Here is a 25,478-nt window from a genome sequence, read left to right as displayed (position 1 = left end):
TCACTTTAATGAGCAGTACATCCCCCACCTCTTTAGATGAGGGATAACTACCCATTAAACTATATTTTCATCTTATTCAGCTTCTTGCTCTAATAAACGAACACCATTACCAGCTAAAAAGTGATCCGGCTGAATGTCAGTTGCTTTCTTAAATAAAGCAAGAGCCTTCTCGTTATTTTCTTCAAATACGTACGCAACACCTAAATTATAATACGCATCCGCATGCTCTTCATCCATTTCTAATACCTTTTCAAAGTAAGGTTTCGCCTCTTGAATATGTTCTAGTCGCGCAAAGCAAAGTCCGCACTGGAACACAGCTTCTACATCGTTTTCATCTAATTCTGTTGCTCTTTGTAAAAACGGCAGTGCAAGACGATCATTTCCAAGTTGCACATGTGTAATACCTAGCATAAATGTTACATCAGCTGATTGTAATCCAGCTTGCATCGCTTGTTCAAATACAGCTTTCGCCTCTGCGAATTGCTCTTGACCGTAATATACATTTCCTAATCCGTAATAAGCAGCCGCAGATTTATCATCTAGCTCTAATGCACGTTTATAAAATAAAACTGCTCTCTCACTGTCACCTAGTACATCTAATAAGTTCGCAAAATTAACGTATCCAAGCGCATCTTTCGGATTTTCTTCGATTGCTTCTGTGAAATTTTTAGCAGCTTCTTCCCAGTTTCCTTCTTGCATATATTGAATACCTGTTTCAAGTTTGTTTGACATGTCCTTCACCTCTACAACAAATTATAACAAAGAATGTATTTTCTAAGCGAACGAAAATTCGCCTTATGTAAAAGAAACCTCTAACCGCGAATCGGTAGAGGCTTCTCGTTTTATCCTAAATAATCCAATTTCTTACCGCTACGGTACACTTCATCAATTGTAGCACCGCCTAAGCACTCATCTCCATCATAGAAAACAACTGCTTGTCCTGGTGTAATTGCACGAATTGGCTCGTCACAAAGAATACGAACTGTATTTTCATCAACGATTTGAACCGTTACTTTATTGTCTTCTTGACGATAACGGAATTTCGCTGTGCACTTAAATTCTTTTTCTTTCGCTTCATTACTTACCCAGCCAACATTCGTAGCAATAACTTCATCACCATATAGAAGTTCGTTATGGAATCCTTGATCAACATATAAAATATTTTCTTTCAAGTTTTTCCCAACAGCAAACCACGGATCACCGTTACCACCAATACCAAGCCCATGACGTTGTCCAATTGTATAGTACATTAAACCGTCATGCTTCCCTTTTACTTCACCAGATAATGTTTGCATCACACCTGGTTGTGCTGGTAAATAGTTACTTAAGAAATCTTTAAAGTTACGCTCACCAATAAAGCAAATACCAGTACTATCTTTCTTCGCCGCTGTCGCTAAACCAGCTTCTTTCGCCATTTCACGAATTTGTGGTTTCTTCAGTTCACCAAGCGGGAACATTGTTTTTGATAATTGCTCTTGGCTTAATTGATTTAAGAAATACGTTTGGTCTTTATTATCATCAACGCCGCGAAGCATTTTATATTCGCTGTCCATATAAGCAACGCGTGCATAATGGCCTGTCGCTACATAATCAGCACCAAGGGCAATTGCATGCTCTAAAAATGCTTTAAATTTAATTTCTTTATTACACATTACATCTGGGTTTGGTGTACGACCAGCTCGGTATTCATCTAAGAAGTACGTAAATACTTTATCCCAGTATTGTTTTTCAAAGTTTACTGCATAATACGGAATACCAATTTGGTTACATACTTCGATTACATCATTGTAATCTTCTGTTGCTGTGCAGACACCATTCTCATCTGTATCATCCCAGTTTTTCATAAAAATTCCGATTACATCATAACCTTGCTCTTTTAATAAAAGAGCCGCTACAGATGAATCGACGCCACCGGACATCCCAATGACAACGCGTGTTTCGTGAGGTAGTTTGTTCATCATGTCACCTCCCATGCTAATTTTGTGTTAATCGCTTCACGATTTTCACTGTTTCGTACGCCGCTTTCTCAACTTGCTCTTTCGTATTTCCAAGTCCGAAACTAAAGCGTACGGATGAACGTATTTGATCGGAGTCTTTTCCGAACATCGCCACTAATACATGTGATGGATCAATCGAACCAGCTGTACAAGCCGAACCACTTGATACTGCAATGCCAGCTAAGTCTAAGTTTACAAGAAACGGTTCAATGTTCATTCCTGTAAAACTAATATTAAGCACATGTGGTAAGCGATATTCTAAGTTTCCGTTTACCTCGAAAATAATTTCTTCATTTTTGAAGACAGATACCATTATATCTTTAAACTCTTCATATTGGGCATTTTTTTGCTCACGAGTTTTTTCAGCTAGCAAAATTGCATGTTGCAAACCAACGATACTCGGCACATTTTCAGTACCAGCACGGCGTTTTCTTTCTTGCTCCCCGCCTATTAATAACGGTTCAAATTTCACATTTGCACCAGCGTATAAGAACCCGACACCTTTTGGTCCGTTAATTTTATGGGCTGAAATTGATAATAAATCAATACCAAACTCTTTCACATTAATTTCTACTAAACCGTAAGCTTGTACCGCATCTGTATGGAAATAAGCTTGATGCTCTTTTAGCAGCTTACCTATGTCCGCAATTGGTTGCATCGTCCCAACTTCATTATTCCCAAACATAACGGATACGAGAATTGTCTCTTCTGTTAATGCCTTTTGTATGTCAGAAACTTGAACGCGTCCTGTTTCATCAACAGGTAAATATGTCACTTCAAATCCTTCACGCTCTAACAATTCACACGTATGCAAAATTGCGTGATGTTCAATTTGTGTCGTTATAATGTGGTTACCTTTATGACGGTTTGCACGCGCTACACCGATAAGCGCTAAATTATCAGCTTCCGTACCACCGCTCGTAAATATAATTTCACTCGGATTCGCATGAATGCTACGTGCACATGCGCGTCTCGCCTCATCTACTGCATGGCGCGTTTGACGTCCATAAAAGTGAATACTAGACGGGTTTCCGAATGTTTCTGTCATATATGGAATCATCTTTTCGACCACTTCTGGGTGAGTCGGAGATGTCGCAGCATGATCTAAGTAAATGCGTTCCATTAAATCTCCTTCTTTCCAAATCGTTTCACAAGGAATTAAATGTAAAACATATAGCCCCCGTGATTTTCTTCCTCATAACGTACTAAATCTTCTAACGTTGTACTATCTAACACTTCTTGCACCGCATCACGAACACGCATCCATAATTGGCGTTGTGCTGGTTCTTCTTCTTCTATCATTTCTACAACGCTAATCGGACCCTCTAATACACGGATTACATCCCCAGCTGTAATGTTAGCTGGTTGATCAGATAATACATATCCGCCATATGCCCCGCGCGTACTCTTTACTAGACGAGCATTACGAAGTGGTGAAATTAACTGCTCTAAGTAATGTTCCGATAAGTCATGTGCCTGCGCAATTGATTTTAATGAAATCGGACCTTCACCAAACTTTTTTGCAAGATCGATCATAATTGTTAAGCCGTAGCGGCCTTTCGTTGAAATCTTCATCTATTTTGCACCTCTTTTCAAATTTTCACTTCTATTGGTTATATCTTATTTATAAAAGAACACAATTTAAAATCCTATGAAATTATAGCATAATATAGTATTATAAGAAATTTCAACTTGTGTATCAAAATGATAACATAAAATCACATTGAAAAACTCGGAAATTATTACAATTGAAAGAAAAATGAAAATATTCATATACATTTTTCCCACAAAACATCATCCTATTTCAAATTCCACTAAAAAAAATGATACGATAGAAAGAGATTATACATTAAGGGAGACGGTAAAAATGAAACAACCACTCGCACATCGAATGCGCCCTACAAATATTCAAGAAATTATCGGACAACAACATTTAGTTGGTGAAGGAAAAATTTTATGGCGAATGGTCCAAGCAAATCATTTTCAATCTATGATTTTATATGGCCCTCCAGGCACTGGAAAAACATCCATCGCGAGCGCAATTGCAGGAAGTACCGGAACCCCTTTTCGCCTATTAAACGCTGTTACTCACAATAAAAAAGATATGGAAGTTGTCGTACAAGAGGCAAAGATGCATCGACACCTCGTTTTAATTTTAGATGAAGTACATCGTCTAGATAAAGCAAAACAGGATTTTCTATTACCTCATTTAGAAAGCGGGCTTCTTACTTTGATCGGTGCAACGACGAGTAATCCGTTCCATGCTATTAATTCTGCTATTCGAAGTCGTTGTCAAATCTTCGAATTACACGCATTAACAGAAGACGATCTTTTAATTGGCTTAAAACGAGCACTTGAAGATAAAGAAAAAGGTCTTGGAGAATATGATGTAACGGTTACGCCTGAGGCATTACATCACTTCGCAAACGCATCAGGCGGAGATATGCGTTCCGCTTATAATGCGCTTGAACTAGCTGTTTTATCTAGCTTTACAACTGATGACAAAGCTGCGGAAATTACGCTAGAAATCGCTGAAGAATGCTTACAAAAAAAGAGCTTCGTTCATGACAAGGGCGGAGATGCTCATTATGACGTATTATCGGCATTTCAAAAATCGGTGCGCGGAAGCGATGTAAATGCAGCACTTCACTATTTAGCACGCCTTATTGAAGCTGGTGACCTGCAAAGCATCGGTAGACGTCTTCTTATTATGGCATATGAAGATATTGGACTTGCTAGCCCACAAGCTGGACCACGTACGCTAGCAGCTATAGAATCAGCTGAACGCGTTGGATTCCCAGAGGCACGCATACCACTTGCAAATGCCGTTATTGAGCTTTGCCTATCACCAAAATCAAACTCAGCTTATAAAGCACTTGATGCTGCATTACACGATTTACGTAACGGGCAAACAGGCGACATCCCAAGTCATTTAAAAGATAGTCATTACAAAGGTGCCGAATCACTTGGAAGGGGCATTGGATACTTATATCCACACGACCATCCAAATGGCTGGGTACAACAACAATACTTACCTGATAAAATAAAAAACAAACAATATTATAAACCGAAAACGACAGGGAAATTTGAGCAAGCACTTTCTACTGTATATGAAAGATTACAAAGTTCGAATAAAACGAAAAATAAAGGGTAACATAAGCGAAAACGTCACCATTATGGAGGCTTCGCTTATGAAAACACGTCAAGATGCATGGACAAAAGAAGACGATCTCCTTTTAGCCGAAACTGTTTTACGACATATTCGCAGCGGCAGTACACAAATAAAAGCATTCGATGAAGTTGGCGATACATTGAACCGCACTTCAGCAGCTTGCGGATTTAGATGGAATGCTGAAGTAAGGCCGAATTACGAAGATGCGGTGCAACTTGCAAAAAAACAACGGAAAGAATTAAAGCGCTCTGAAGCTAAAATAGAAAAAGATCAGTTCACGAAAACGAAACAACTCGTAATCGACGCTGAGTTTTCAGAAGATATTGTACCAAGTAAACAAGAACTTACAATGCAAAATGTCATCTCGTTTTTGCAAAACTTGGAGCACAATAATCCTTCACTCGCAAAGTTACAAACTGAAAATGAAGTATTACAAACTCAGCTCACTTCCTTGCAAAAAACGAATGATGAGCTCGAAACTAAATTAGCTGTACTCACAAAAAAACAACAAGCAATCGAAGAAGATTATGCAATGCTCGTTAGAATTATGGATCGTGCTCGAAAACTCGTTTCAGTTGAAGAACAAGAAGAGCAGATTGCGCCCATTTTTAAGACAGATCAAAATGGAAATTTAGATATTATTTATTCTGCAGAGAATTAAAAAGGATGTCACCTAGCCTAATTTTCCGGCTAAGTGACATCCTTTTTTTGTTTCTTCGGTGGATAGCATATTGTTAAATGAAATTATATCGACGATTTTTCGAATATATCTATCGTAACTTACAATATATCAACGATTTTTTAATTATATTGACTATTCGACAAGGAATATCGATTTACCGACAAAAATTGACGAAGTATCCCTCCCTTTCATACAAGGAAACCCCTGAAAAAATTGGATATTTTTTACTTAAACATTGCTATAAACATATATGTTTGAAGGGAGATGGTTACTATTTCATTAATAGTCTTCAAAATAACACTCGGTGTTCTCGTCCTAACTTTAGCTCTTTTCACCATTAACAGTTTAAAAAAGACGTCCGCCTATACATCAGATAAATATGATCATTACTTACTAGCCTTACTTACATTTGAACTAGTAGTAATACAAATATCCCTATTTCTTTAATACTTATAAAAAAAGCATATATCCGAAATGGATATATGCTTTCACTTTATTCTTGTCCTACACGCTTCACTTCTACGTTTTTAATACGTTCACGTACAACGTGACTTGCCATAATTAAGCCTGCCACAGATGGTACGAATGCATTTGATGAAGGTGGTAATTTCGCTTTACGAATTTTTGCATTTTCGTCTGGTACGATTTCTTTACGTACTTCTTCACGAATTACGATTGGGTTTTCGTCAGAGAAGACAACTTTTACACCTTTTTTAATACCCTCTTTACGAAGCTTCGTACGAATGACTTTCGCAATTGGATCTGTATGTGTTTTAGAGATGTCCGCAATACGGAAACGAGTTGGGTCCATTTTATTTGCTGCACCCATACTTGAGATAATTTTAATTTTACGACGTAAACATTGTTTAATTAAATGAATTTTGAACGTAATTGTATCAGATGCATCCACTACGAAGTCTAAACCGTGCTTAAAGAACTCTTCATATGTTTCATCTGTATAAAACATTTCTAATCCAATTACTTCACACTCTGGGTTAATGTCTGCGATACGCTCTTTCATTAATTCTACTTTTGAACGTCCTACAGTAGATACTAAAGCGTGAATTTGACGGTTTACGTTTGTAATATCTACAACGTCTTTATCAACTAATACGAGACGTCCTACGCCAGAACGTGCTAACGCTTCAGCTGCAAAAGAACCTACGCCGCCAATTCCTAAAATACCGACTGTACTATTTTTTAATATTTCAAGTCCTTCTTTACCGAAGGCTAATTCATTACGTGAAAATTGATGTAACATTCAGCTCTACACTCCTATTACAAAAATGGTCTACCATGTATTCTAGCGTTTTTCCGACTATTTGTATAGAAAAAGTTATAGAATTCCTAAAAATACATATTTCGAAAATGAAAACATAGTGTAAACCGGACTTTTTCAACTTCCTTTCAATACAAGTTTAAAAAGGAGGATTTAGAGAACCGAGCAGATCGAGGCGCTGAAGCCAGGAAGAGCGCAGTGTAGAACTACTACTCGAGCACCGGACTGGCGATGCAACGATGTGATGAGACAGTTATCTAAACCGGACTTTTTCAACTTCCTCTCAAAAAAAGTCTAGATGGTATTAGTATAACCATCTAGACTTTATTCTTACTTCTCTTCTTTCAAGCTTAATTTTAAGTTTAACTCTTCAAGCTGTGCTTCTGCAACTGGGCTTGGAGCTTCTGTTAATAAGCAGCTTGCGCTTGCTGTTTTCGGGAATGCAATTGTATCACGAAGGTTTGTACGACCTGCAAGTAACATAACAAGACGGTCTAAACCTAATGCGATACCACCGTGTGGTGGAGTACCGTATTCGAATGCTTCTAATAAGAATCCGAATTGCTCTTGTGCTTCTTCTTGTGAGAATCCAAGTGCTTTGAACATTTTTTCTTGTACGTCACGCTCGTAAATACGAAGTGATCCACCACCAAGCTCATAACCGTTTAATACAAGGTCATATGCTTGTGCACGTGCTTTTTCTGGTGCTGTTTCTAATAGTTCAACATCTTCACGGAATGGCATTGTGAATGGGTGGTGAGCTGCGAAATAACGATCTGCATCTTCATCGTACTCAAGAAGTGGCCAATCCGTTACCCATAGGAAGTTAAATTTACTTTCGTCAATTAACTCAAGCTCTTTACCTAGACGTAAACGAAGTGCACCTAAGCTATCTGCAACAACGCTCTTCTTATCTGCTACGAATAATAATAAGTCGCCAGCAGTAGCTTCTAATGTAGTCATTAACACGTTTGCATCTTCTTCACCAAAGAATTTCGCGATTGGTCCTTTTAAGCCGTCTTCTTCGACTTTAAGCCAAGCTAAACCTTTTGCACCGTATACTTTTACAAATTCAGTTAATGCATCAATGTCTTTACGAGAGTATTTGCTCGCAGCACCTTTTGCATTAATTGCTTTTACTTGTCCGCCGTTTTCTACAGCACTTGTAAACACTTTAAAGCCACAACCTGCTGCAAACTCAGATAAGTCTGTTAGTTCCATTTCAAAGCGTGTATCTGGCTTATCAGAACCGTAGCGAGCCATTGCATCAGCATATTTCATACGAGGGAATGGTGCACTCACTTCTACACCTTTTGCATCCTTCATAACTTTCGTCATCATGCGCTCCATCATATCTAAAATTTCATCTTGTGTTAAGAATGAAGCTTCGATATCGATTTGCGTGAATTCTGGTTGACGGTCTGCACGTAAATCTTCGTCACGGAAACAACGTGCTACTTGATAGTAACGCTCAAATCCGCCGACCATAAGAAGCTGTTTAAATAACTGTGGAGACTGTGGTAATGCATAGAATTCACCGTCATGTACACGACTTGGTACTAAATAGTCACGAGCTCCTTCTGGTGTGCTCTTCGTTAAAATTGGTGTTTCCACTTCTAAGAACTCTTCTGTGTCTAAGAAGTTACGAATTGTTTTTGTTACGTCATGACGCATTTTGAATGTGTTAAACATTACCGGGCGACGTAAGTCTAAATAACGATATTTTAAACGCACATCTTCTGATGCATCTGTATCATCAGCAATAATAATTGGCGTTGTTTTTGCTGCATTTAATACGTTTACTTTCGTTGCTTGTACTTCAATACGACCAGTTGCCATATTGTCATTAATTGCGCCTTCACCACGCTCAACAACTGTACCTTCCACGTGTAGTACGTATTCGCTACGAATTGTTTCTGCTACTTCTAGCGCTTCTTTTGATGTTTCTGGGTTAAATACAACTTGTACGATACCTGTACGGTCACGTAAGTCGATAAAGATTAATCCACCTAAATCACGGCGTTTTTGTACCCAACCTTTTAATTGAACTGTTTGTCCAACTGCTTCTACTGTTACTTTTCCACATGCATGCGTTCTTTCAGCCACTGTAAGTTCCCCCTATATTAATTTCTCTGCTACGTATGAAGCAAATACATCTAATGCTACTTCTTCTTGTTCGCCTGTTGCCATATCTTTTAAGTTAATGATGCCTTTATCTAGCTCATCTTCCCCTAATACAGCTACAAATTTCGCTTTTAGACGATCTGCTGATTTAAATTGTGCTTTCATTTTGCGGTCTAAATAATCTTTTTCAACTGATAATCCAGCTTTACGAAGATCAAACGCAACTTTTGCAGCATGGTCTTTCGCTTTTTCACCAAGCGCTACAACGTAACAATCAATGCTATGTTCAATTGGTAATTCAATGTTTTCAGCTTTTAGCGCCATAATTAAACGTTCAATACTCATCGCAAAACCGATACCTGGCATTTCTGGTCCACCGATTTCTTGTACAAGTCCGTTGTAACGTCCACCACCGCTTAATGTAGTAATAGCACCGAAACCTTCTGCTTCACTCATAATTTCAAAAACAGTGTGTTGGTAGTAGTCTAAACCACGTACTAAGTTCGGATCTTTTTCAAATGGAACATCCATCATCGTTAATAGCTCTTGAACTTTGTCATAGTATACTGCTGAATCTTCATTTAAGTATTCTGTAATAGATGGTGCCGTTCCCATTAATTCATGGTTACGGTCCTTCTTACAATCTAAAATACGAAGAGGGTTCTTTTCTAAACGAGACTGACAGTCAGAACAGAACTCACCGATACGTGGCTCGAAGTGTGCAATTAACGCATCACGGTGCGCTTGACGGCTCGCCGCATCACCTAAGCTGTTTAATACAACTTTAATATTTTTTAAGCCCATGCCGCGGTAAAACTCTACAGCAAGTGCAATTACTTCTGCATCAATTGCAGGATCGTTACTACCGATTGCTTCAATACCAAATTGTACGAATTGACGATAGCGGCCTGCTTGCGGTCTTTCGTAACGGAACATTTGACCGATATAATATAATTTCGTTGGTTGTGTTGCGTCACCGAACATTTTATTTTCAACGTAAGAACGTACAACAGGTGCAGTACCTTCTGGACGTAATGTTAAACTACGCTCTCCACGATCTTGGAATGAGTACATTTCTTTTTGTACGATATCTGTCGTATCACCAACACCACGTAAAAATAGCTCAGTGTGTTCAAAAATTGGTGTACGAATTTCTTTGTAATTGTAACGACGGCAAATTTCGCGTGCTTGCCCTTCTATATACTGCCATAACTCAACAGTGCCTGGAAGAATATCTTGCGTTCCGCGTGGGATTTGAATAGACATATTCAGTTCCTCCTCAAATTGTTTTAATCTTAATAAAAATAAAAAAACTCCCGCCTCTACTGTTTGAACAGTAGGGACGAGAGTATTATACCCGTGGTGCCACCCTAATTGAAGCACGTATGCTTCCACTTTTTTAATAACGCTTAAATGTGCGTTCATCTCTACTAAGCGTATACGCCGTTCAAGTTGAAACCTCTAGAGTGTCATTCAATCAGTCATCATGTAGAAATGTTTTCAGCCTAAGACATTTCTTCTCTTTCCATGTGTGTCTCATTTACTCTTCTCTATCAACGGTTATATTCATATGTAAATATAAAATTACTATACGTTTGTTCAGTAGGATTGTCAAGTGCTCTAAGAGCGTTCAATCTGCTTCTTTAGACGCTTTACATCTTGAAGAGAAATGCCAAACTCAGAAGCAAGCTCCATTGAAGTATTGTTTTGCTCTTTCGAAATAAAATCATGAAAATTTACGTTAAACAGTTGATTTGCACCATTTGTAACAGAATGCCCTTTTTCATTCATACGCATACGTATATCCCTCACATTCAATATGGATGTTTTACTTTTTATTGTTCCATATTGAAGAGAGAGTTATACATAACTGAAGCAGCTATTAATTCAAAAATAAGAATCCAAATAGCGGAATAAATGAACAAAACATACAACAATGTATAAAAAAGAGAGGATGATATCACCCTCTCTTCTTAAACAACACTATTTACTTTCCACAATGAGGGTCACCGGACCATCATTGATTAAAGAAACATCCATCATCGCTCCGAACTTCCCTGTTTCTACATGCAATCCTTGCTTACGAACTTCTTCATTAAAGAAATCATATAAACGCTCTGCATAGTCAGGTTTGGCAGCATCCATAAAGTTTGGACGTCTGCCTTTGCGACAATCTCCATATAATGTGAATTGCGAAATTGATAGAACTTGTCCTTCTACATCGAGTACAGAATGGTTCATCTTTCCGCTCTCATCTTCAAAAATACGTAAGTTCGCAATTTTTTCTGCGATGTAAGTTGCATCTTTTTCTGTATCTTCATGCGTAATGCCAACTAGTAATGTTAAACCGAACGGAATTTGTCCTACGATCTCACCGTCTACTGTGACAGACGCTTCTTTTGATCGTTGTAAAACAACTCTCATCTTTTCTACACTCCCTATTAATGCATCATGCGTCGTACTGCATAAATTTCTGGAACACGTTTAATGCGTTCTACTACTTTTTTCAGGTGTTGTAAGTTACGAATAGAGATTGACATATTAATTGTCGCCATCTTATTACGGTCACTTCTACCCGAAACGGCCGAAATGTACGTTTTCGTCTCTGTAACAGCTTGTAATACTTCGTTTAATAAACCACGGCGATCGTAACCTGAAATTTCAATATCAACGTTATACTCAATTTCTTTTTCAGGACTACCTTCCCACTCTACTTCTAATAAACGTTCTATAGCTTCTTCTGTATGAACATTTACACAATCACGGCGGTGAATTGATACGCCTCGGCCTTTCGTAATATATCCAACGATATCATCACCAGGTACTGGGTTACAGCATTTTGATAAGCGAATTAATAAATTATCCGCACCGCTTACTTTAACGCCAGAATCCCATTTTCGAATTTTCATCGGTTTACGAACTTCTTTAACTTCAACAATCTCTTCTTCTTCACGTTGCTTACGGAACTTGTCCATTAATCGCGTAACAATTTGTGATGCAGTGATGCCATTATATCCAACTGCAGCAAACATATCTTCTTCATTTGCAAAGTTGAATTTTTCAGCAACACGTTTTAAATTGTCAGGAGCTAACACTTCTTTCATCTCATACTCTAGGCTACGTACTTCTTTCTCAACAAGTTCACGGCCTTTCTCAATATTTTCATCTCTACGTTGCTTCTTAAAGAATTGACGTATTTTGTTTTTTGCATGAGATGTTTGAGCTAGTTTCACCCAATCTTGACTTGGTCCATACGAATGTTTCGATGTTAAAATCTCAATAATGTCACCTGTTTTTAATTTATAATCAAGTGTCACCATTTTCCCGTTTACTTTTGCACCAATTGTTTTATTCCCAATCTCTGAATGCACGCGATATGCAAAGTCAATCGGAACAGATCCAAGTGGTAGTTCCATTACATCGCCTTTCGGTGTAAAGACGAATACCATGTCAGAGAATAAATCAATTTTTAACGACTCCATAAACTCTTCTGCATTAGAAGCTTCATTTTGCCATTCTAATATTTGACGGAACCATGTAAGTTTCTTCTCTAATGTGCCTGTTGTTTCTGCTGTTTTTCCTTCTTTATACGCCCAGTGTGCCGCGATCCCGAATTCTGCAATTTCATGCATTTCTTTCGTACGAATTTGCACTTCAAGTGGATCACCTTTCGGCCCAATTACAGTCGTATGAAGAGATTGATATAGATTTGCTTTCGGCATTGCAATATAATCTTTAAAACGACCTGGCATCGGCTTCCAGCACGTATGAATAATTCCAAGTACTGCATAACAATCTTTAATACTATTTACAACGACACGTACAGCTAATAAATCGTAAATTTCATTGAACTGTTTATTTTGCAGTGCCATTTTACGATAAATACTATAAATATGTTTTGGTCTTCCAGAAATTTCAGGTTGAATTGCAACTTCGTCTAATTTCTCACGAATACCAGTCATTACTTCGTCTAAATACTCTTCACGTTCTGCACGTTTACGCTTCATTAAATTTACAATACGATAATATTGCTGTGGATTTAAATAGCGAAGTGACGTATCCTCTAGCTCCCATTTAATAGTACTAATTCCGAGTCTATGTGCTAAAGGTGCAAAGATTTCTAACGTTTCATTTGCAATGCGACGCTGCTTCTCTTGAGGCAAATGTTTCAATGTACGCATGTTATGAAGACGATCAGCTAGTTTAATTAAAATAACTCGAATATCTTGAGCCATTGCAATAAACATTTTGCGATGGTTTTCTGCTTGTTGCTGCTCATGAGATTTATATTTAATCTTTCCGAGCTTTGTCACACCATCGACAAGCATAGCAATTTCTTTATTAAATTCCCGTTCAATATCTTCTAAAGTAATCTCTGTATCTTCTACTACATCATGTAAGAAACCTGCTGATACTGTAGCTGGATCCATGTGTAAATCAACTAAAATACCTGCAACTTGAATTGGATGAATAATGTACGGTTCACCCGATTTTCTATATTGTTCGCTATGCGCATCGCGTGCATATTCATAGGCACGTGCTACTAGCTCAATATCTTCATCCACTAAATATTGACTTGCTTTCTCGAGTACCTGTTCAGCTGTTAGTACCTGCTCATTTGCCATCGAATCACCTTTTATTGAAAATTGACTTTATCTTAATTAAATAGAATAAATTATATTCTATCATTATAACCCAATGATTGTGAATTGTGAAAAGGAAAAGATTTTACTGACATTTCACCATAATTTTTTGTTCAATTATACAAAAGTACCCGCTCCTCTCCAAGAGATTCACGGGTACTTTTTATCACCGTAGTTTTACTATATAGTGATTAGTATTTTTCTAATACTAATACATCGTAACCATCTAACATTTTACGACCATCTAAGTAAGTAAGTTCTACTAAGAATGCAATTCCTGCTACAACTCCGCCTAGCTCTTCAACTAACTTAATTGTCGCTTCAATTGTTCCACCTGTAGCTAATAAGTCATCTGTAATTAATACGCGTTGACCTGGTTTAATTGCATCTTTATGGATTGTTAAAACGTCTTTACCATATTCTTTACCGTAGTCAACAGTAATTACTTCACGTGGTAATTTTCCTAATTTACGAACTGGCGCAAATCCTACTTCTAATGCATAAGAAACTGGGCAACCGATAATAAAGCCACGTGCTTCTGGTCCTACTACAAGGTCGATGTCTCTCTCTTTTGCATACTCAACGATTGCATCTGTTGCTGCTTTGTATGCTTTACCGTCGTTCATTAACGGTGTAATGTCTTTAAACACGATACCTTCTTTCGGATAATCCGGTACAATTGCGATATGTTGCTTGAAATCCATATTTCTGAATCCTCCTCAGATCTAAAAGGTTTGTAAATACAAATCCTTTACCCTAACTGTTCTACTTCTTTATGATTACGAATCGTTTCAAACCATGTATATAGTTGCTGATATGTGCTATAAACCAATTCTTTTTCTAATTGTAAGTGGTTCATTTTCTCACGATATGTGTTCGATTCAATTAAATCACGCTTTTGTTTTTTGTCTGCCATAAAAATGACGCCATCTTTTATTGTAACAAATTCTAACTCAAAAAACACCTGTGTCATGAAATTTACTGTATCTTTTGACCAACCTTTATGCTGACATAGTTGCGCTCCATATTGCCTTAAAGAAAATGGTGATTTTTGGCTCAAGAACGAATAGTACCATTTAAAGTGTTCTCTCGTTGGAACAGTACTAAATAAATGATTATTCTCTTGATAAAATAGTGTATAAATTCGCGACGGGAACCCCACTTTAAATAGCTCTCGTAATTCATCTGTTCCTTTCGGTAAATCAAGGAACACGATGTATTGATCATCTAATTCTGTTACTTCTGATGCATGCATCATATACTCTTTATAGTCTTCTAAAGAAAATTTATTCAATACCTCTTCAGAAAAATACACCATCGTTATTTTTTCTTTCGGAAGCTCTGCTATATTTGCTTCTACGTTACGCATACTACGCCAATCAAATAATTGCCATGCCTCTACCGCAATATCTTGTACCATTAATTGCGGCTTCTTGAAATTATTCCATTCATTAATAGACGCTTCCCCGATTACAGATACTTTTGCAACTGGAGAAATTTCTTTCGCATACGCACCAAATCCAAATCCAATTGTATCCAGTGTTGCTTGTCCATCACGAAGAGCCATTTTTAAATGTGAACCGTCTGATCCGATTGCACGAATACTTTCTAACTCCGCATCTTTCACTGCAATACGTGGCTTTGGATTTCCAACACCAAATGGTGCTAACTTTTGCATATCTTCAATTGCTGCAAGTGTTACGTCCTCCACTTTACAAAATGCATCGACAGCTGTAATTGGAATAAAATCTTCTTCTGTTAAAATTACCTCTGCTTGCTCATTTAAACGGCGGCGTAATTCATCTACATCATTCATATGTAGCGTCATTCCCGCTGCCATCGGATGTCCTCCGAAGTGTGGCAATAACTCTCTACAATCTGACAAGTTTGCAAACAAATCAAATCCTGCAATACTACGCGCTGAACCTTTTGCTGTTTCTTTCACAGGATCAATGCATAATACAATCGTTGGACGATAAAAACGTTCAACTAATTTAGAAGCGACAATTCCAATTACACCTGGATTCCATCCTTCTTTTGCAAGCACTAATACTTTATTGTCTTCAGGCGGGAAATTCGTTTCCACTTCAGCGATAGCTTCTTCTGTAATTTGCTTTACAATATCTTTTCGCAGTTTGTTCAGCTCATCAATTTCTTCAGCCAGCTCTTTCGCTTCTTCGGGATCCTCTGATAATAAAAGATGTACAGCCGGCGTAGCATCCTCTAAACGTCCAACTGCATTAATACGCGGTGCGATTGAGAAGCCAATACTCTCTTCTGTAATTTCACTTTGCGAAACGTTAGCAACTTTAAATAGCGCCTTTAGTCCAATATTTTTCGTCATGCGCATATGTTTTAAACCGCGCTTCACTAGCAATCTATTCTCACCATGAAGTGATACTAAATCAGCCACTGTACCAATTACTGCAATTTCTAATAAATGTTCTGGTACACGGCCGAGTAGTGCATGCGCAACTTTAAACGCAACACCAACGCCCGCTAAATAGTGAAACGGATACACACCGCCATCTAATTTCGGGTGAATAATCGAAAGTGCTTCTGGCAATTCTGGTGGCGGCTCATGGTGATCTGTAATAATTAGATCTATCCCAAGTTCCTTCGCTACTTTCGCTTCATGTACAGCTGCGATACCAGTATCGACAGTAATAATGAGTGAGAATCCTGCGCTATGTGCCCAACGAAATGCGTCTTCGTTTGGTCCATATCCTTCTGTAAAACGGTTTGGAATATAAAATTCTACATCTGCACCTAATTCTTGCAAGGCAAGATATAACACAGTCGTACTACTTACTCCGTCCGCATCGTAGTCACCAAATATTAATATTTGCTCTCCATTTTGAATCGCCTTATTTACACGTTCTACCGTTCTATCCATTCCTTCTAATAAAAATGGATCATGAAATTCTTGATTTTCTGTATTTAAAAAATCTAAAATCTTATCTTCTGTATCTAGTCCTCTACCGAGGAATAACGAAACGACAAGTGGTGATAATTGTAATTTACTTGCTAATTCACTCACTCGCTCGCCATTATATTCTTTTTCTTTCCAACGCGTCTTCGGTTGTAACACGAAATCACCCCTTAACCTGTTCATTATACAAGACAGATTAAGGGGTGACAATATAATGCAAACTACGATGCAATATCTATATACTAAAATGTTAATAATGTTTAATTTGGAGAATACGGATTTATATGTACAAACACATTTTGTACGTTATCTTGTTTCATAAGCGTTTCTTTCACATGCTTTCCGATGCGATGCCCTTCTTCTACAGTAATGTATGGATCTACAGAAACTTTAATATCAACAATAACGTAATGACCATGTTCCCTGGCGTATAAAGAACCAATTTTTTTCACACCATCTATTTGAAGTACTGCTTCTCTAAGCGGAATAACATCTTCCTCATGAAGAACATGATCAAGCGTTGCATGAATTGCTTCTGCCCCAATACTCCATGCCATTTTTGCAACAAGAAGTGAAACAAATAATCCTGCAATTGGATCGGCATACACAAGCCAATCTAACCCGAACTTACCACCAATAATCGCTGCACAAATACCGATTAAAGCTGCAATTGAAGAAAATACATCTGAACGGTGCTCATATGCATTTGCAATAATTGCATCACTATTTACCTTTTTCCCTAATCGAAATTTATATTGAAACATTCCTTCTTTCACAACAATCGAAAGAACGACAGCAAAAATCGTAATCCCTTTCGGTGGTTCTAGTTCCTGCGAAAAAGCTTTTATGGACGAAATCGCTATCTCGATTCCCACAATAAATAATAATACTGCAACAATAATCGCTGAAATCGATTCCGCTTTACCATGACCATACGGATGATCTTCATCGGGCGGCTGCTTTGCTGCTCGTAACCCAAACAGTACAGCTAGTGAACCAATTACATCTGATGCAGAATGCACCGCATCTGCTAATAGCGCTTTACTGTTTCCAATATAACCAATTACCGCCTTTACAATCGCTAATATAATATTACCAACGATCCCGACAATAGCACCAAACTCGGCCTGTTTAAAACGTTCATCTTTTTCCATAATTAAAATCCCTTCTTTTCTTAACCTATCTTTTTATCCCACTTTAATGGGCAGTAAGACCCCCACCTCAAAATTCAGCGAAAGCAAAGAAGTAAAGTGGGGGATCAACTGCCCATAAAAGTCCGATTGGTGAAGGCTAATAATCAGTGGGGGATGAAGAAAACTCCCACTGATTAAAGTTTCACTTTATTGTAACAAAAACAGCGATACCATCACCACTTTCTTCCATTTTATCATTTCAAAGTAACTATCTTATTGTATCCACAAACGAAAAAAGAGATGCCTCATAAAGAGACATCATCTTTTTTATACTTGCGGTTCAGATTCTACTTTCTCAACCTTTTTCTTGTTTTTGCCCTTTTTCAAACGACGGTTTTCAAGCATTAACCAAATTTGAGAAGCAACGAAAACAGAAGAATACGTACCTACAACTAATCCAACAAGTAACGCAAACGAGAAGTTACGTAGTGACTCACTACCGAAGATAAGCAGTGCAATTACTGGGAATAACACTGTTAATACAGTATTAATCGAACGACCAAGCGTTTGACGAATACTCGCATTCACAATTTCTTCTAAGTCTTTTATATCGCGTACTCGTTTTTTCTGTTTGTATAATTCACGGTTTCTATCGAATGTAACGATCGAGTCATTAATAGAATAACCGATGATTGTTAATACCGCAGCGATAAACGTTAAGTCTACCTCTAATTGGAAAATACTAAATATAACAATCATAACGAATGCATCATGTAATAATGCAAGTACTGCAGATAATGCATACGTAAATCGGAATCGAATGCTTACGTATAAAATGATAACCGCAGAAGCGATTAATACTGCGATAAATGCATTTCGTGCAATTTCTTTACCGATTGTCGGCGAAACTGTACTTACGTTTGGATCTGTACCATATTTATCGTGGAAGAATGTTTTTGTTTTCGCAATTTCATCTTTTGATAAAACACCTAATGTACGAACTGCAAATCCTTTATTGTCATCTCCAGTTGGTACAATATTTTCTTCCTTCACATCAATGTTCAATTCTTTAAAATCTTTATGAACATCAGACACAGTAACTGATTGTTTTGATTGCAAGTCGATACGTGTACCACTCGCAAAGTCAATACCAAGATTCAATTTGAAAATTGGTAAAATAATTGCACCTGCAATTACAACTACAATCGAGAAAACAAGGAATTTATGACCAATATTTACGAAGTTAATACGATCAAATCTTGTCGGTGGATGTACTACACCTTTTGTTAATGGAATAATATCCTTTTCCTTAACACCGAAGTAAGATGGTTTTTTATCGAAGTAACGGCTCTTTACAAGTAAACTTAGTAAGAAACGAGTACCGAATACGTTCGTAATGAAACCGACTAAAATACTTACGATTAAACTTGTTGCGAAACCTTTTACAGAGCTTGTACCATAAACGAATAATACACCAGCTGCTGCAAGTGTTGTAATGTTCGCATCTAAAATTGTCGCTAATGAGCGATGGTTACCAGCACGGAATGCTGACATCATTGACTTACCAATTTTCAGTTCTTCTTTTAGTCTCTCGTACGTAATAATATTCGCATCAACTGCGATACCTACCCCGAGCACTAATGCTGCAATACCTGGCAACGTAAGAACTGCATGCATCCAGTTAAAGACAAGTAATGTGACAAAAATGTATAGGCCTAACATAATAACCGCTACAAGTCCTGGTAATCGGTAGAATACAAGCATAAATAAGAAGATAATAGCAATACCAATCGCACTAGCGAAAATCGTTTGCTCTAATGCTTGTTGACCAAATTTTGCTCCAACAGATGTTGAATACATTTCTTTTAAATCAACAGGAAGTGCACCTGCATTTAATAAAGATGAAAGTTGTTTCGCGCTTTCAACTGTGAAGTTTCCACCTACAATAGATACTTCAGCTTGGTTAAATACTTGACTTACTGTTGCTGCTGATAAGAACTTCGGATTCGGTTTTGCAGATTCTGCTTTGTATGAATCTTTTCCTTCTTCAAAATCAAGCCAAATTACCATTAAATTCGTTGGTGGTGGCATTTTTGAAATTTTTTCAGTTACTTCACGGAATTTTTCAGCGCTTTTTAGTGTAAGACCTACGCTCGCACGGCCTTGCTCATCAAATGTTTGTTTCGCTCCGCCGCCTTTTAAATCCGTTCCATCCATAAGAAGATTATCATCTACATCGCGGAATGTTAATTTCGCTTGTGTTGATAACATCTCACGTGCTTTTTGCTGATCTTGTACACCAGCAAGCTGTACACGAATTCGGTCCTGCCCTTCGATTTGAATGTTCGGCTCACTTACACCGAGTGCATTGACACGATTTTCAAGAGCACCTACTGTACTTACAAGTGCGCTATGATCGATTTTATCACCTTTTTTGGCTGGTTTTACTTCATACAGAACTTCAAAACCACCGCGAAGGTCTAGTCCTAGACTAATTCCTTTTGCTATGTCTTTTCCTGCCGCACCAATTACTCCACCGATTAATAAAACGATGAGGAAAAAGGCGGCAATTCTCGTACCACGCTTTGCCATATGTACCCTCTTTCCGCTACTAACACTTCAAATAAATCTTTTACGATTCACTTTCACACGTGTGCATACGCCAGTTAGTAGACTTCCTTTCTATAATTTTGCTAGCTCATCACTAGCTGTGCCGGTAAGTTTTCACATTACCTACACTTTCATTATTTGTTTTTTCTCTTCACTACCTCCTTTATATATGATCTTAGACATAATTATTTCCTCATTATCAATACCTATCATTATACTGCAAAAGGAAGAACAAACCAATTGCAGTCGGTTATTTATTTTCATATTCATCAAATGACCAAAGTGGCGCTTGATATGCTTCAACAGTTAAATACGTCATATATTCATTAGCTGTTACTGTTAATACGTCATTAACTAATTCATACAATCTAACGTCACTGTCTATCTTCTTCCACTTTTTCATTTTAAGAAACTTCCAAATGTCATCATCTGTTACTCGGTCGTAGCCGAACATTTGGAACTCTTCTACTTTACTTTCTAAAACGACTTGTAACTGTCCGCGGTATGATTCTACCAAAGCCTCTCTATCTAACATATATAACATCTCCTTCTTATTTCAGCACGAAAAGTCGCTTTTAATCCCGCTCTATTGGACAGCAATAACTACTTTCAAGAGCACTCTCTTAAATGCTTGTCATTCTTGTCTCGTACGTGCATATAAATTATTGTAAATCATTCCACTGATTTTGAGAAGGTAGGAGAAGACCATGACGAGACAAAGCTTTTTAAAAGGCGCATTTATTTTAATGATAGCCGGCTTTATTACCAAAATTCTAGGATTTATTAATCGTATTGTAATGGCACGTATTTTAGGAGAAGAAGGCGTTGGCCTTTATATGATGGCCGTCCCTACATTTATTCTAGCAATTACATTAACACAAATCGGTCTTCCTGTCGCAATCGCAAAATTTGTAGCAGAAGCAGAAGCTGTGAATGATAAACAAAAAGTAAAAAAAATATTAACCGTATCATTAGCTGTTACATCCGTTATTAGTATCATTTTAACAATTGGAATTATGCTCCTCACACCTATTTTAGCAAAAACATTATTAACTGATGAACGGACGTATTATCCATTAATGGCTATTTTACCTGTCGTTCCTGTTATTGCTGTTTCTTCTGTTTTACGCGGCTATTTCCAAGGGAAACAAAATATGAAACCTAGCGCTTACGCCCAAGTTATAGAACAAATTGTCCGCATTACAATTATCGCTATATGTATTCAATTATTTTTACCTTACGGCGTAGAATATGCTGCAGCCGGCGCTATGTTATCAGCCGTTCTCGGTGAAGTGGCATCGTTATTATTTTTACTCACTTTATTCCATCGCGAAAAACATTTATCTATACGCTCTGGATTTTTCACTACTGTAAGGGAAAGCAAGGGGACATTCTATTCTCTTATGGATATTGCACTTCCAACTACAGGAAGTCGTTTAATCGGTTCCGTTTCCTATTTCTTTGAACCTATCGTCGTTATGCAAAGCTTAGCGATTGCCGGCGTTGCTGCCTCCGTCGCAACCCAGCAATACGGTATATTAAACGGGTATGCATTCCCGCTCCTTTCACTGCCAGCCTTTATTACATACGCTCTTTCTACAGCACTCGTTCCATCTATTAGCGAGGCAATGGCAAAAAGACAACATAAATTAGTAGAACACCGCTTACAACAAGCTCTTCGGATTTCACTCATTACTGGCGGATGGTCGGTCGTTATATTATACGTATTTGCTTCTCCTGTTTTAACCCTTATGTATGGATCGGATAGTGCAACAGCGTTCATCCAGCTTCTTGCACCTTGCTTTTTATTTCATTATTTTCAAAGTCCACTTACCTCTGTTTTACAAGCTTTAAACTTAGCACGTGCGGCCATGATGAATACGTTTATTGGTGCAATCGTGAAATTAATTGTTATTTTTGTACTAGCTTCAAGGCCAGAGTTTCAAATGATGGGGGTTGCCCTTGCAATTGCAGCAAATATCGTAACAGTAACATTTCTTCATTATGCTACTGTTTTAAAGAAAATTACATTTACCATTTACGCAAAAGACTATATTTTTGGCGGACTTGCCATCGGTATCGCAGGCTCCTTCGGTTTTTACCTTCATAAGTATATAGTTTTCTCTCATTCACTTGGCATACAAACACTATGGGAAATCACTTTAACAACACTCGTTTATATTGTACTCCTCTTCATTTTCAAGCTCATTCGAAAAGAAGAGCTAAGTCGTCTCCCTATCATTCGAAAACTTTCATTTTTGAAGTAAACGGGCTTACTATTTCGTATAGTAAGCCTCTAGTTTTCTTTCAAATCAACAAAAAATTGTCCATTTTGAAAACTACAGTATAAAATTTTTGTTACATCGTTATAGCCTAAGTTTTTTAATTTTTCAACGAGCCACTCATCTGTATGTTCAATCATTTGCAAATGATTAGATTGAATTTCTCCATCGATAATAAGGGGAAGCGTAAACTGCAATGCATCCTGCCCGCCTTTTTGTTTTTGAAAGACAGATAACTTCCCAGATGGTTCTAAAATAGCATATTCTACATCCCTTATATCTCCAACTCCCTGCTCCCTTAATTGCATCATTAAATCATCTATATTATAACGTTGCTTTCTCATCTTCTTTTCATCAATCTTTCCCGCATTTACAAGAATAGCCGGCTCACCTTCTATTAAATGCCGAAATCGTTGATACTTTAACGAAATAACTGACAAAATAATTTGTATACACATAAGAAAGGTCATCGGAACTAATTGGTGCCAAAGTGATTTATCGGTATTTTCAATTGCGACTACTGCCATTTCACCAAGCATAATGAATACGACTAAATCTAATACACTTAGCTCTCCAATTTCACGTTTACCCATAAGACGAAAAATAATTAAGATGATGATATACAACAGCATCGTCCGGCCAATGATTGATACCCATTCCATTTCTACATCTCCTTTTTACGTATAGACTCCCCTATAAAAAAGAAAATAGTCTAACTTAGGCAAAAGGAAAATATGCTTGTATTAAAAAGGGGGAATGTATAAATGGATGGAACGAAAAAATTATCAACTGCAATCGGCTTCGGTATCGTTATCCTATTAATTCTCGCAACAGTTACTAGCATGATTATGGCTCTTTTATTAAAATTTACAGATATGAATGAAGGAACATTAGCTGTCACTATTTTTATACTAGCACTTTTATCTATGCTTATATCCGGGTTTACTGCCGGCAAAAAAGCACAAGGGAAAGGTTGGCTAGTAGGCTTCACAACAGGACTTACATTCGCCATACTTGTTTTTCTAGTTAACTATTTAGGCTTCTCTCAAACTTTATCGAGCTCACAGTTACTTTATCAATTAGCATTAATGGGCGCGAGTACACTCGGTGGCATTTTCGGTGTAAATATGTCCAAACAAAATAACTAAAAAAGGCCCTGCACATTTCATGCAGGGCCTTCCTCATTAGTTTTTCACAACTTCACGAATCGCATTACGATCGAAAGTTAAATGTGAACCGCCAGATTTAATAACGATTTTCGTCTCATCTACTGATTCGATTGTACCGTGTAAACCACCGATTGTTACGATAGCATCACCTTTTGCTAACTCACTTTGCATTTGAGCAACTGCTTTTTGACGTTTTTGTTGCGGGCGAATTAATAAGAAATAGAAAATCGCAAACATCGCAACGATCATAACGATATTCATCATACCTGGATTCATCTTTTGTTCCTCCTTTTAAATTATGTATTAGAAGTTTTTAGCATTCGGTTTATTAAAGCCATACTGTTCAAAGAACTCTTCGCGGAAATCGCCAAGACGGTCTTCACGAATAGCTTGTCTCACCTGCTCCATTAAGTTTAACAGAAAATGAAGGTTGTGATAAGACGTTAAACGAATTCCGAACGTTTCATCACACTTCATTAAGTGACGAATGTACGCACGAGAGTAATTTTTACATGTATAGCAATCACAGTTTGGATCAAGCGGACCGAAGTCTCTTGCGAATTTCGCATTTTTGACAACTAGACGGCCTTCACTTGTCATACATGTACCATTTCGAGCGATACGAGTTGGAAGTACGCAGTCAAACATATCAATACCACGAATTGCACCATCGATTAATGAGTCAGGAGAACCTACTCCCATTAAGTAACGTGGCTTATTATCTGGAAGAAGTGGTGTTGTAAACTCAAGTACACGGTTCATAATATCTTTCGGCTCACCTACAGATAAACCACCTACCGCGTAACCAGGGAAGTCCATTGAAACAAGGTCTTTTGCACTTTGGCGGCGAAGCTCTTCAAACTCCCCACCCTGTACAATACCGAATAAACCTTGATCTTGTGGACGTTCATGTGCTTTTAAGCAACGCTCTGCCCAACGACTTGTACGCTCTACAGACTTCTTCATGTATTCGAAAGTAGCTGGGAATGGTGGACACTCATCAAATGCCATCATAATATCTGAACCTAATGCATTTTGAATTTCCATCGCTTTTTCTGGTGATAAGAATAATTTATCTCCATTTAAGTGGTTACGGAAGTGAACGCCTTCCTCTTCAATGCGACGGAAGTCACTTAAACTGAATACTTGGAAACCACCAGAGTCCGTTAAGATTGCACGATCCCAGTTCATAAATTTATGCAAACCGCCTGCTTCACGAATGATTTCGTGACCCGGACGTAGCCATAAATGATACGTATTACTTAAAATAATGCCAGAATCCATTGCTTTTAATTCTTCTGGTGACATTGTCTTAACTGTTGCAAGCGTACCAACTGGCATAAATGTTGGTGTATCAAATGAACCGTGCGGCGTATGTACACGTCCTAAACGGGCACCCGTTTGTTTACAAGTTTTAATAAATTCATAACGAATTGCTGTCATAATTTACTCCTT

At 37.7% G+C, this 25,478-nt stretch carries 22 protein-coding genes and 1 other annotated feature; of the genes, 4 read left to right on the top strand and 18 right to left on the bottom strand.

Annotated features, from left to right (window positions below; translation table 11 throughout):
• Positions 1 to 72 precede the first annotated feature (72 nt).
• The 4 genes from AC0NJG_RS04585 to cymR all read right to left on the bottom strand — a co-directional run bounded on the left by AC0NJG_RS04585 (position 73) and on the right by cymR (position 3,572).
• Positions 73 to 732 (bottom strand): tetratricopeptide repeat protein, encoded by a 660-nt coding sequence (locus AC0NJG_RS04585; RefSeq protein WP_087954230.1) that lies wholly within the window; start codon positions 730 to 732, stop codon positions 73 to 75.
• A gap of 110 nt (positions 733 to 842) precedes the next feature.
• The gene (gene mnmA, locus AC0NJG_RS04580) at positions 843 to 1,958 is read right to left on the bottom strand and encodes a tRNA 2-thiouridine(34) synthase MnmA (RefSeq protein ID WP_087954229.1); all 1,116 of its coding nucleotides are present in this window, start codon (positions 1,956 to 1,958) and stop codon (positions 843 to 845) included.
• Positions 1,959 to 1,974: 16 nt separating this feature from the next.
• Positions 1,975 to 3,120, bottom strand: coding sequence for a cysteine desulfurase family protein (locus AC0NJG_RS04575; RefSeq protein ID WP_087995434.1), 1,146 nt, complete (start codon positions 3,118 to 3,120; stop codon positions 1,975 to 1,977).
• Positions 3,121 to 3,155: 35 nt separating this feature from the next.
• On the bottom strand, positions 3,156 to 3,572 hold the full coding sequence (gene cymR, locus AC0NJG_RS04570) for a cysteine metabolism transcriptional regulator CymR (RefSeq protein WP_000704116.1): 417 nt from the start codon (positions 3,570 to 3,572) through the stop codon (positions 3,156 to 3,158).
• A 292-nt stretch (positions 3,573 to 3,864) separates the two neighbouring features.
• Between cymR and AC0NJG_RS04565 the strand changes: the two genes are divergently transcribed.
• Both AC0NJG_RS04565 and AC0NJG_RS04560 read left to right on the top strand, forming a co-directional pair.
• Complete coding sequence (locus tag AC0NJG_RS04565; RefSeq protein ID WP_000812938.1) at positions 3,865 to 5,151, top strand: replication-associated recombination protein A; 1,287 nt, start codon at positions 3,865 to 3,867, stop codon at positions 5,149 to 5,151.
• A gap of 37 nt (positions 5,152 to 5,188) precedes the next feature.
• Positions 5,189 to 5,830 (top strand): RsfA family transcriptional regulator, encoded by a 642-nt coding sequence (locus AC0NJG_RS04560; RefSeq protein WP_087954227.1) that lies wholly within the window; start codon positions 5,189 to 5,191, stop codon positions 5,828 to 5,830.
• Between the two features lie 514 nt (positions 5,831 to 6,344).
• Here the strand turns inward: AC0NJG_RS04560 and AC0NJG_RS04555 are convergent.
• The 11 genes from AC0NJG_RS04555 to AC0NJG_RS04505 form a co-directional block, all read right to left on the bottom strand.
• Complete coding sequence (locus AC0NJG_RS04555; RefSeq protein WP_000903177.1) at positions 6,345 to 7,112, bottom strand: tRNA threonylcarbamoyladenosine dehydratase; 768 nt, start codon at positions 7,110 to 7,112, stop codon at positions 6,345 to 6,347.
• Between the two features lie 348 nt (positions 7,113 to 7,460).
• Positions 7,461 to 9,236, bottom strand: a complete 1,776-nt coding sequence (gene aspS, locus AC0NJG_RS04550) for an aspartate--tRNA ligase (protein ID WP_087954224.1) — start codon at positions 9,234 to 9,236, stop codon at positions 7,461 to 7,463.
• Positions 9,237 to 9,248: 12 nt separating this feature from the next.
• Positions 9,249 to 10,520: a histidine--tRNA ligase gene (gene hisS / locus AC0NJG_RS04545; protein ID WP_033656406.1), complete on the bottom strand. Its 1,272-nt coding sequence runs from the start codon at positions 10,518 to 10,520 to the stop codon at positions 9,249 to 9,251.
• Positions 10,521 to 10,589: 69 nt separating this feature from the next.
• Positions 10,590 to 10,820, bottom strand: a binding site (T-box leader).
• A 54-nt stretch (positions 10,821 to 10,874) separates the two neighbouring features.
• Entirely contained in the window at positions 10,875 to 11,051 is a 177-nt protein-coding gene (locus AC0NJG_RS04540; protein ID WP_001242605.1) for a hypothetical protein, read from the bottom strand.
• A 186-nt stretch (positions 11,052 to 11,237) separates the two neighbouring features.
• Positions 11,238 to 11,678: a D-tyrosyl-tRNA(Tyr) deacylase gene (locus tag AC0NJG_RS04535; RefSeq protein WP_001266956.1), complete on the bottom strand. Its 441-nt coding sequence runs from the start codon at positions 11,676 to 11,678 to the stop codon at positions 11,238 to 11,240.
• A gap of 17 nt (positions 11,679 to 11,695) precedes the next feature.
• Positions 11,696 to 13,879 carry a GTP diphosphokinase gene (relA, locus tag AC0NJG_RS04530; protein WP_088297863.1) on the bottom strand — a complete coding sequence of 728 codons (2,184 nt, stop codon included), beginning with the start codon at positions 13,877 to 13,879 and terminating at the stop codon, positions 11,696 to 11,698.
• A 209-nt stretch (positions 13,880 to 14,088) separates the two neighbouring features.
• On the bottom strand, positions 14,089 to 14,601 hold the full coding sequence (locus tag AC0NJG_RS04525) for an adenine phosphoribosyltransferase (RefSeq protein ID WP_000346214.1): 513 nt from the start codon (positions 14,599 to 14,601) through the stop codon (positions 14,089 to 14,091).
• A gap of 47 nt (positions 14,602 to 14,648) precedes the next feature.
• Positions 14,649 to 16,988, bottom strand: coding sequence for a single-stranded-DNA-specific exonuclease RecJ (gene recJ, locus AC0NJG_RS04520; RefSeq protein ID WP_474062893.1), 2,340 nt, complete (start codon positions 16,986 to 16,988; stop codon positions 14,649 to 14,651).
• Positions 16,989 to 17,089: 101 nt separating this feature from the next.
• A complete protein-coding gene (locus tag AC0NJG_RS04515) occupies positions 17,090 to 17,983 on the bottom strand; it encodes a cation diffusion facilitator family transporter (protein ID WP_087954221.1) in 894 nt (297 codons plus the stop codon).
• A 306-nt stretch (positions 17,984 to 18,289) separates the two neighbouring features.
• Positions 18,290 to 20,554 (bottom strand): protein translocase subunit SecDF, encoded by a 2,265-nt coding sequence (secDF, locus tag AC0NJG_RS04510; protein ID WP_173601249.1) that lies wholly within the window; start codon positions 20,552 to 20,554, stop codon positions 18,290 to 18,292.
• A 268-nt stretch (positions 20,555 to 20,822) separates the two neighbouring features.
• Positions 20,823 to 21,107 carry a post-transcriptional regulator gene (locus AC0NJG_RS04505; RefSeq protein ID WP_087954219.1) on the bottom strand — a complete coding sequence of 95 codons (285 nt, stop codon included), beginning with the start codon at positions 21,105 to 21,107 and terminating at the stop codon, positions 20,823 to 20,825.
• A 172-nt stretch (positions 21,108 to 21,279) separates the two neighbouring features.
• Between AC0NJG_RS04505 and spoVB the strand changes: the two genes are divergently transcribed.
• Positions 21,280 to 22,839, top strand: coding sequence for a stage V sporulation protein B (spoVB, locus tag AC0NJG_RS04500; RefSeq protein ID WP_173601248.1), 1,560 nt, complete (start codon positions 21,280 to 21,282; stop codon positions 22,837 to 22,839).
• Positions 22,840 to 22,868: 29 nt separating this feature from the next.
• Here spoVB and AC0NJG_RS04495 read toward each other — a convergent pair whose 3' ends face one another.
• The gene (locus tag AC0NJG_RS04495; protein ID WP_000455381.1) at positions 22,869 to 23,516 is read right to left on the bottom strand and encodes a DUF421 domain-containing protein; all 648 of its coding nucleotides are present in this window, start codon (positions 23,514 to 23,516) and stop codon (positions 22,869 to 22,871) included.
• A 102-nt stretch (positions 23,517 to 23,618) separates the two neighbouring features.
• Here AC0NJG_RS04495 and AC0NJG_RS04490 point away from each other — a divergent pair, with 102 nt between their 5' ends.
• Positions 23,619 to 24,002, top strand: a complete 384-nt coding sequence (locus AC0NJG_RS04490) for a TIGR04086 family membrane protein (protein WP_087954217.1) — start codon at positions 23,619 to 23,621, stop codon at positions 24,000 to 24,002.
• Positions 24,003 to 24,038: 36 nt separating this feature from the next.
• On the opposite strand, the gene yajC is transcribed toward AC0NJG_RS04490, so the two are convergent.
• Both yajC and tgt read right to left on the bottom strand, forming a co-directional pair.
• Positions 24,039 to 24,299 carry a preprotein translocase subunit YajC gene (yajC, locus tag AC0NJG_RS04485; RefSeq protein ID WP_001068065.1) on the bottom strand — a complete coding sequence of 87 codons (261 nt, stop codon included), beginning with the start codon at positions 24,297 to 24,299 and terminating at the stop codon, positions 24,039 to 24,041.
• A gap of 27 nt (positions 24,300 to 24,326) precedes the next feature.
• Positions 24,327 to 25,466: a tRNA guanosine(34) transglycosylase Tgt gene (gene tgt, locus AC0NJG_RS04480; RefSeq protein ID WP_000125362.1), complete on the bottom strand. Its 1,140-nt coding sequence runs from the start codon at positions 25,464 to 25,466 to the stop codon at positions 24,327 to 24,329.
• Between the last annotated feature and the right edge of the window lie 12 nt (positions 25,467 to 25,478).

It is taken from the genome of Bacillus sp. SSR7, from assembly GCF_055902415.1.
This window is presented reverse-complemented; position numbering and strand designations above follow the sequence as displayed.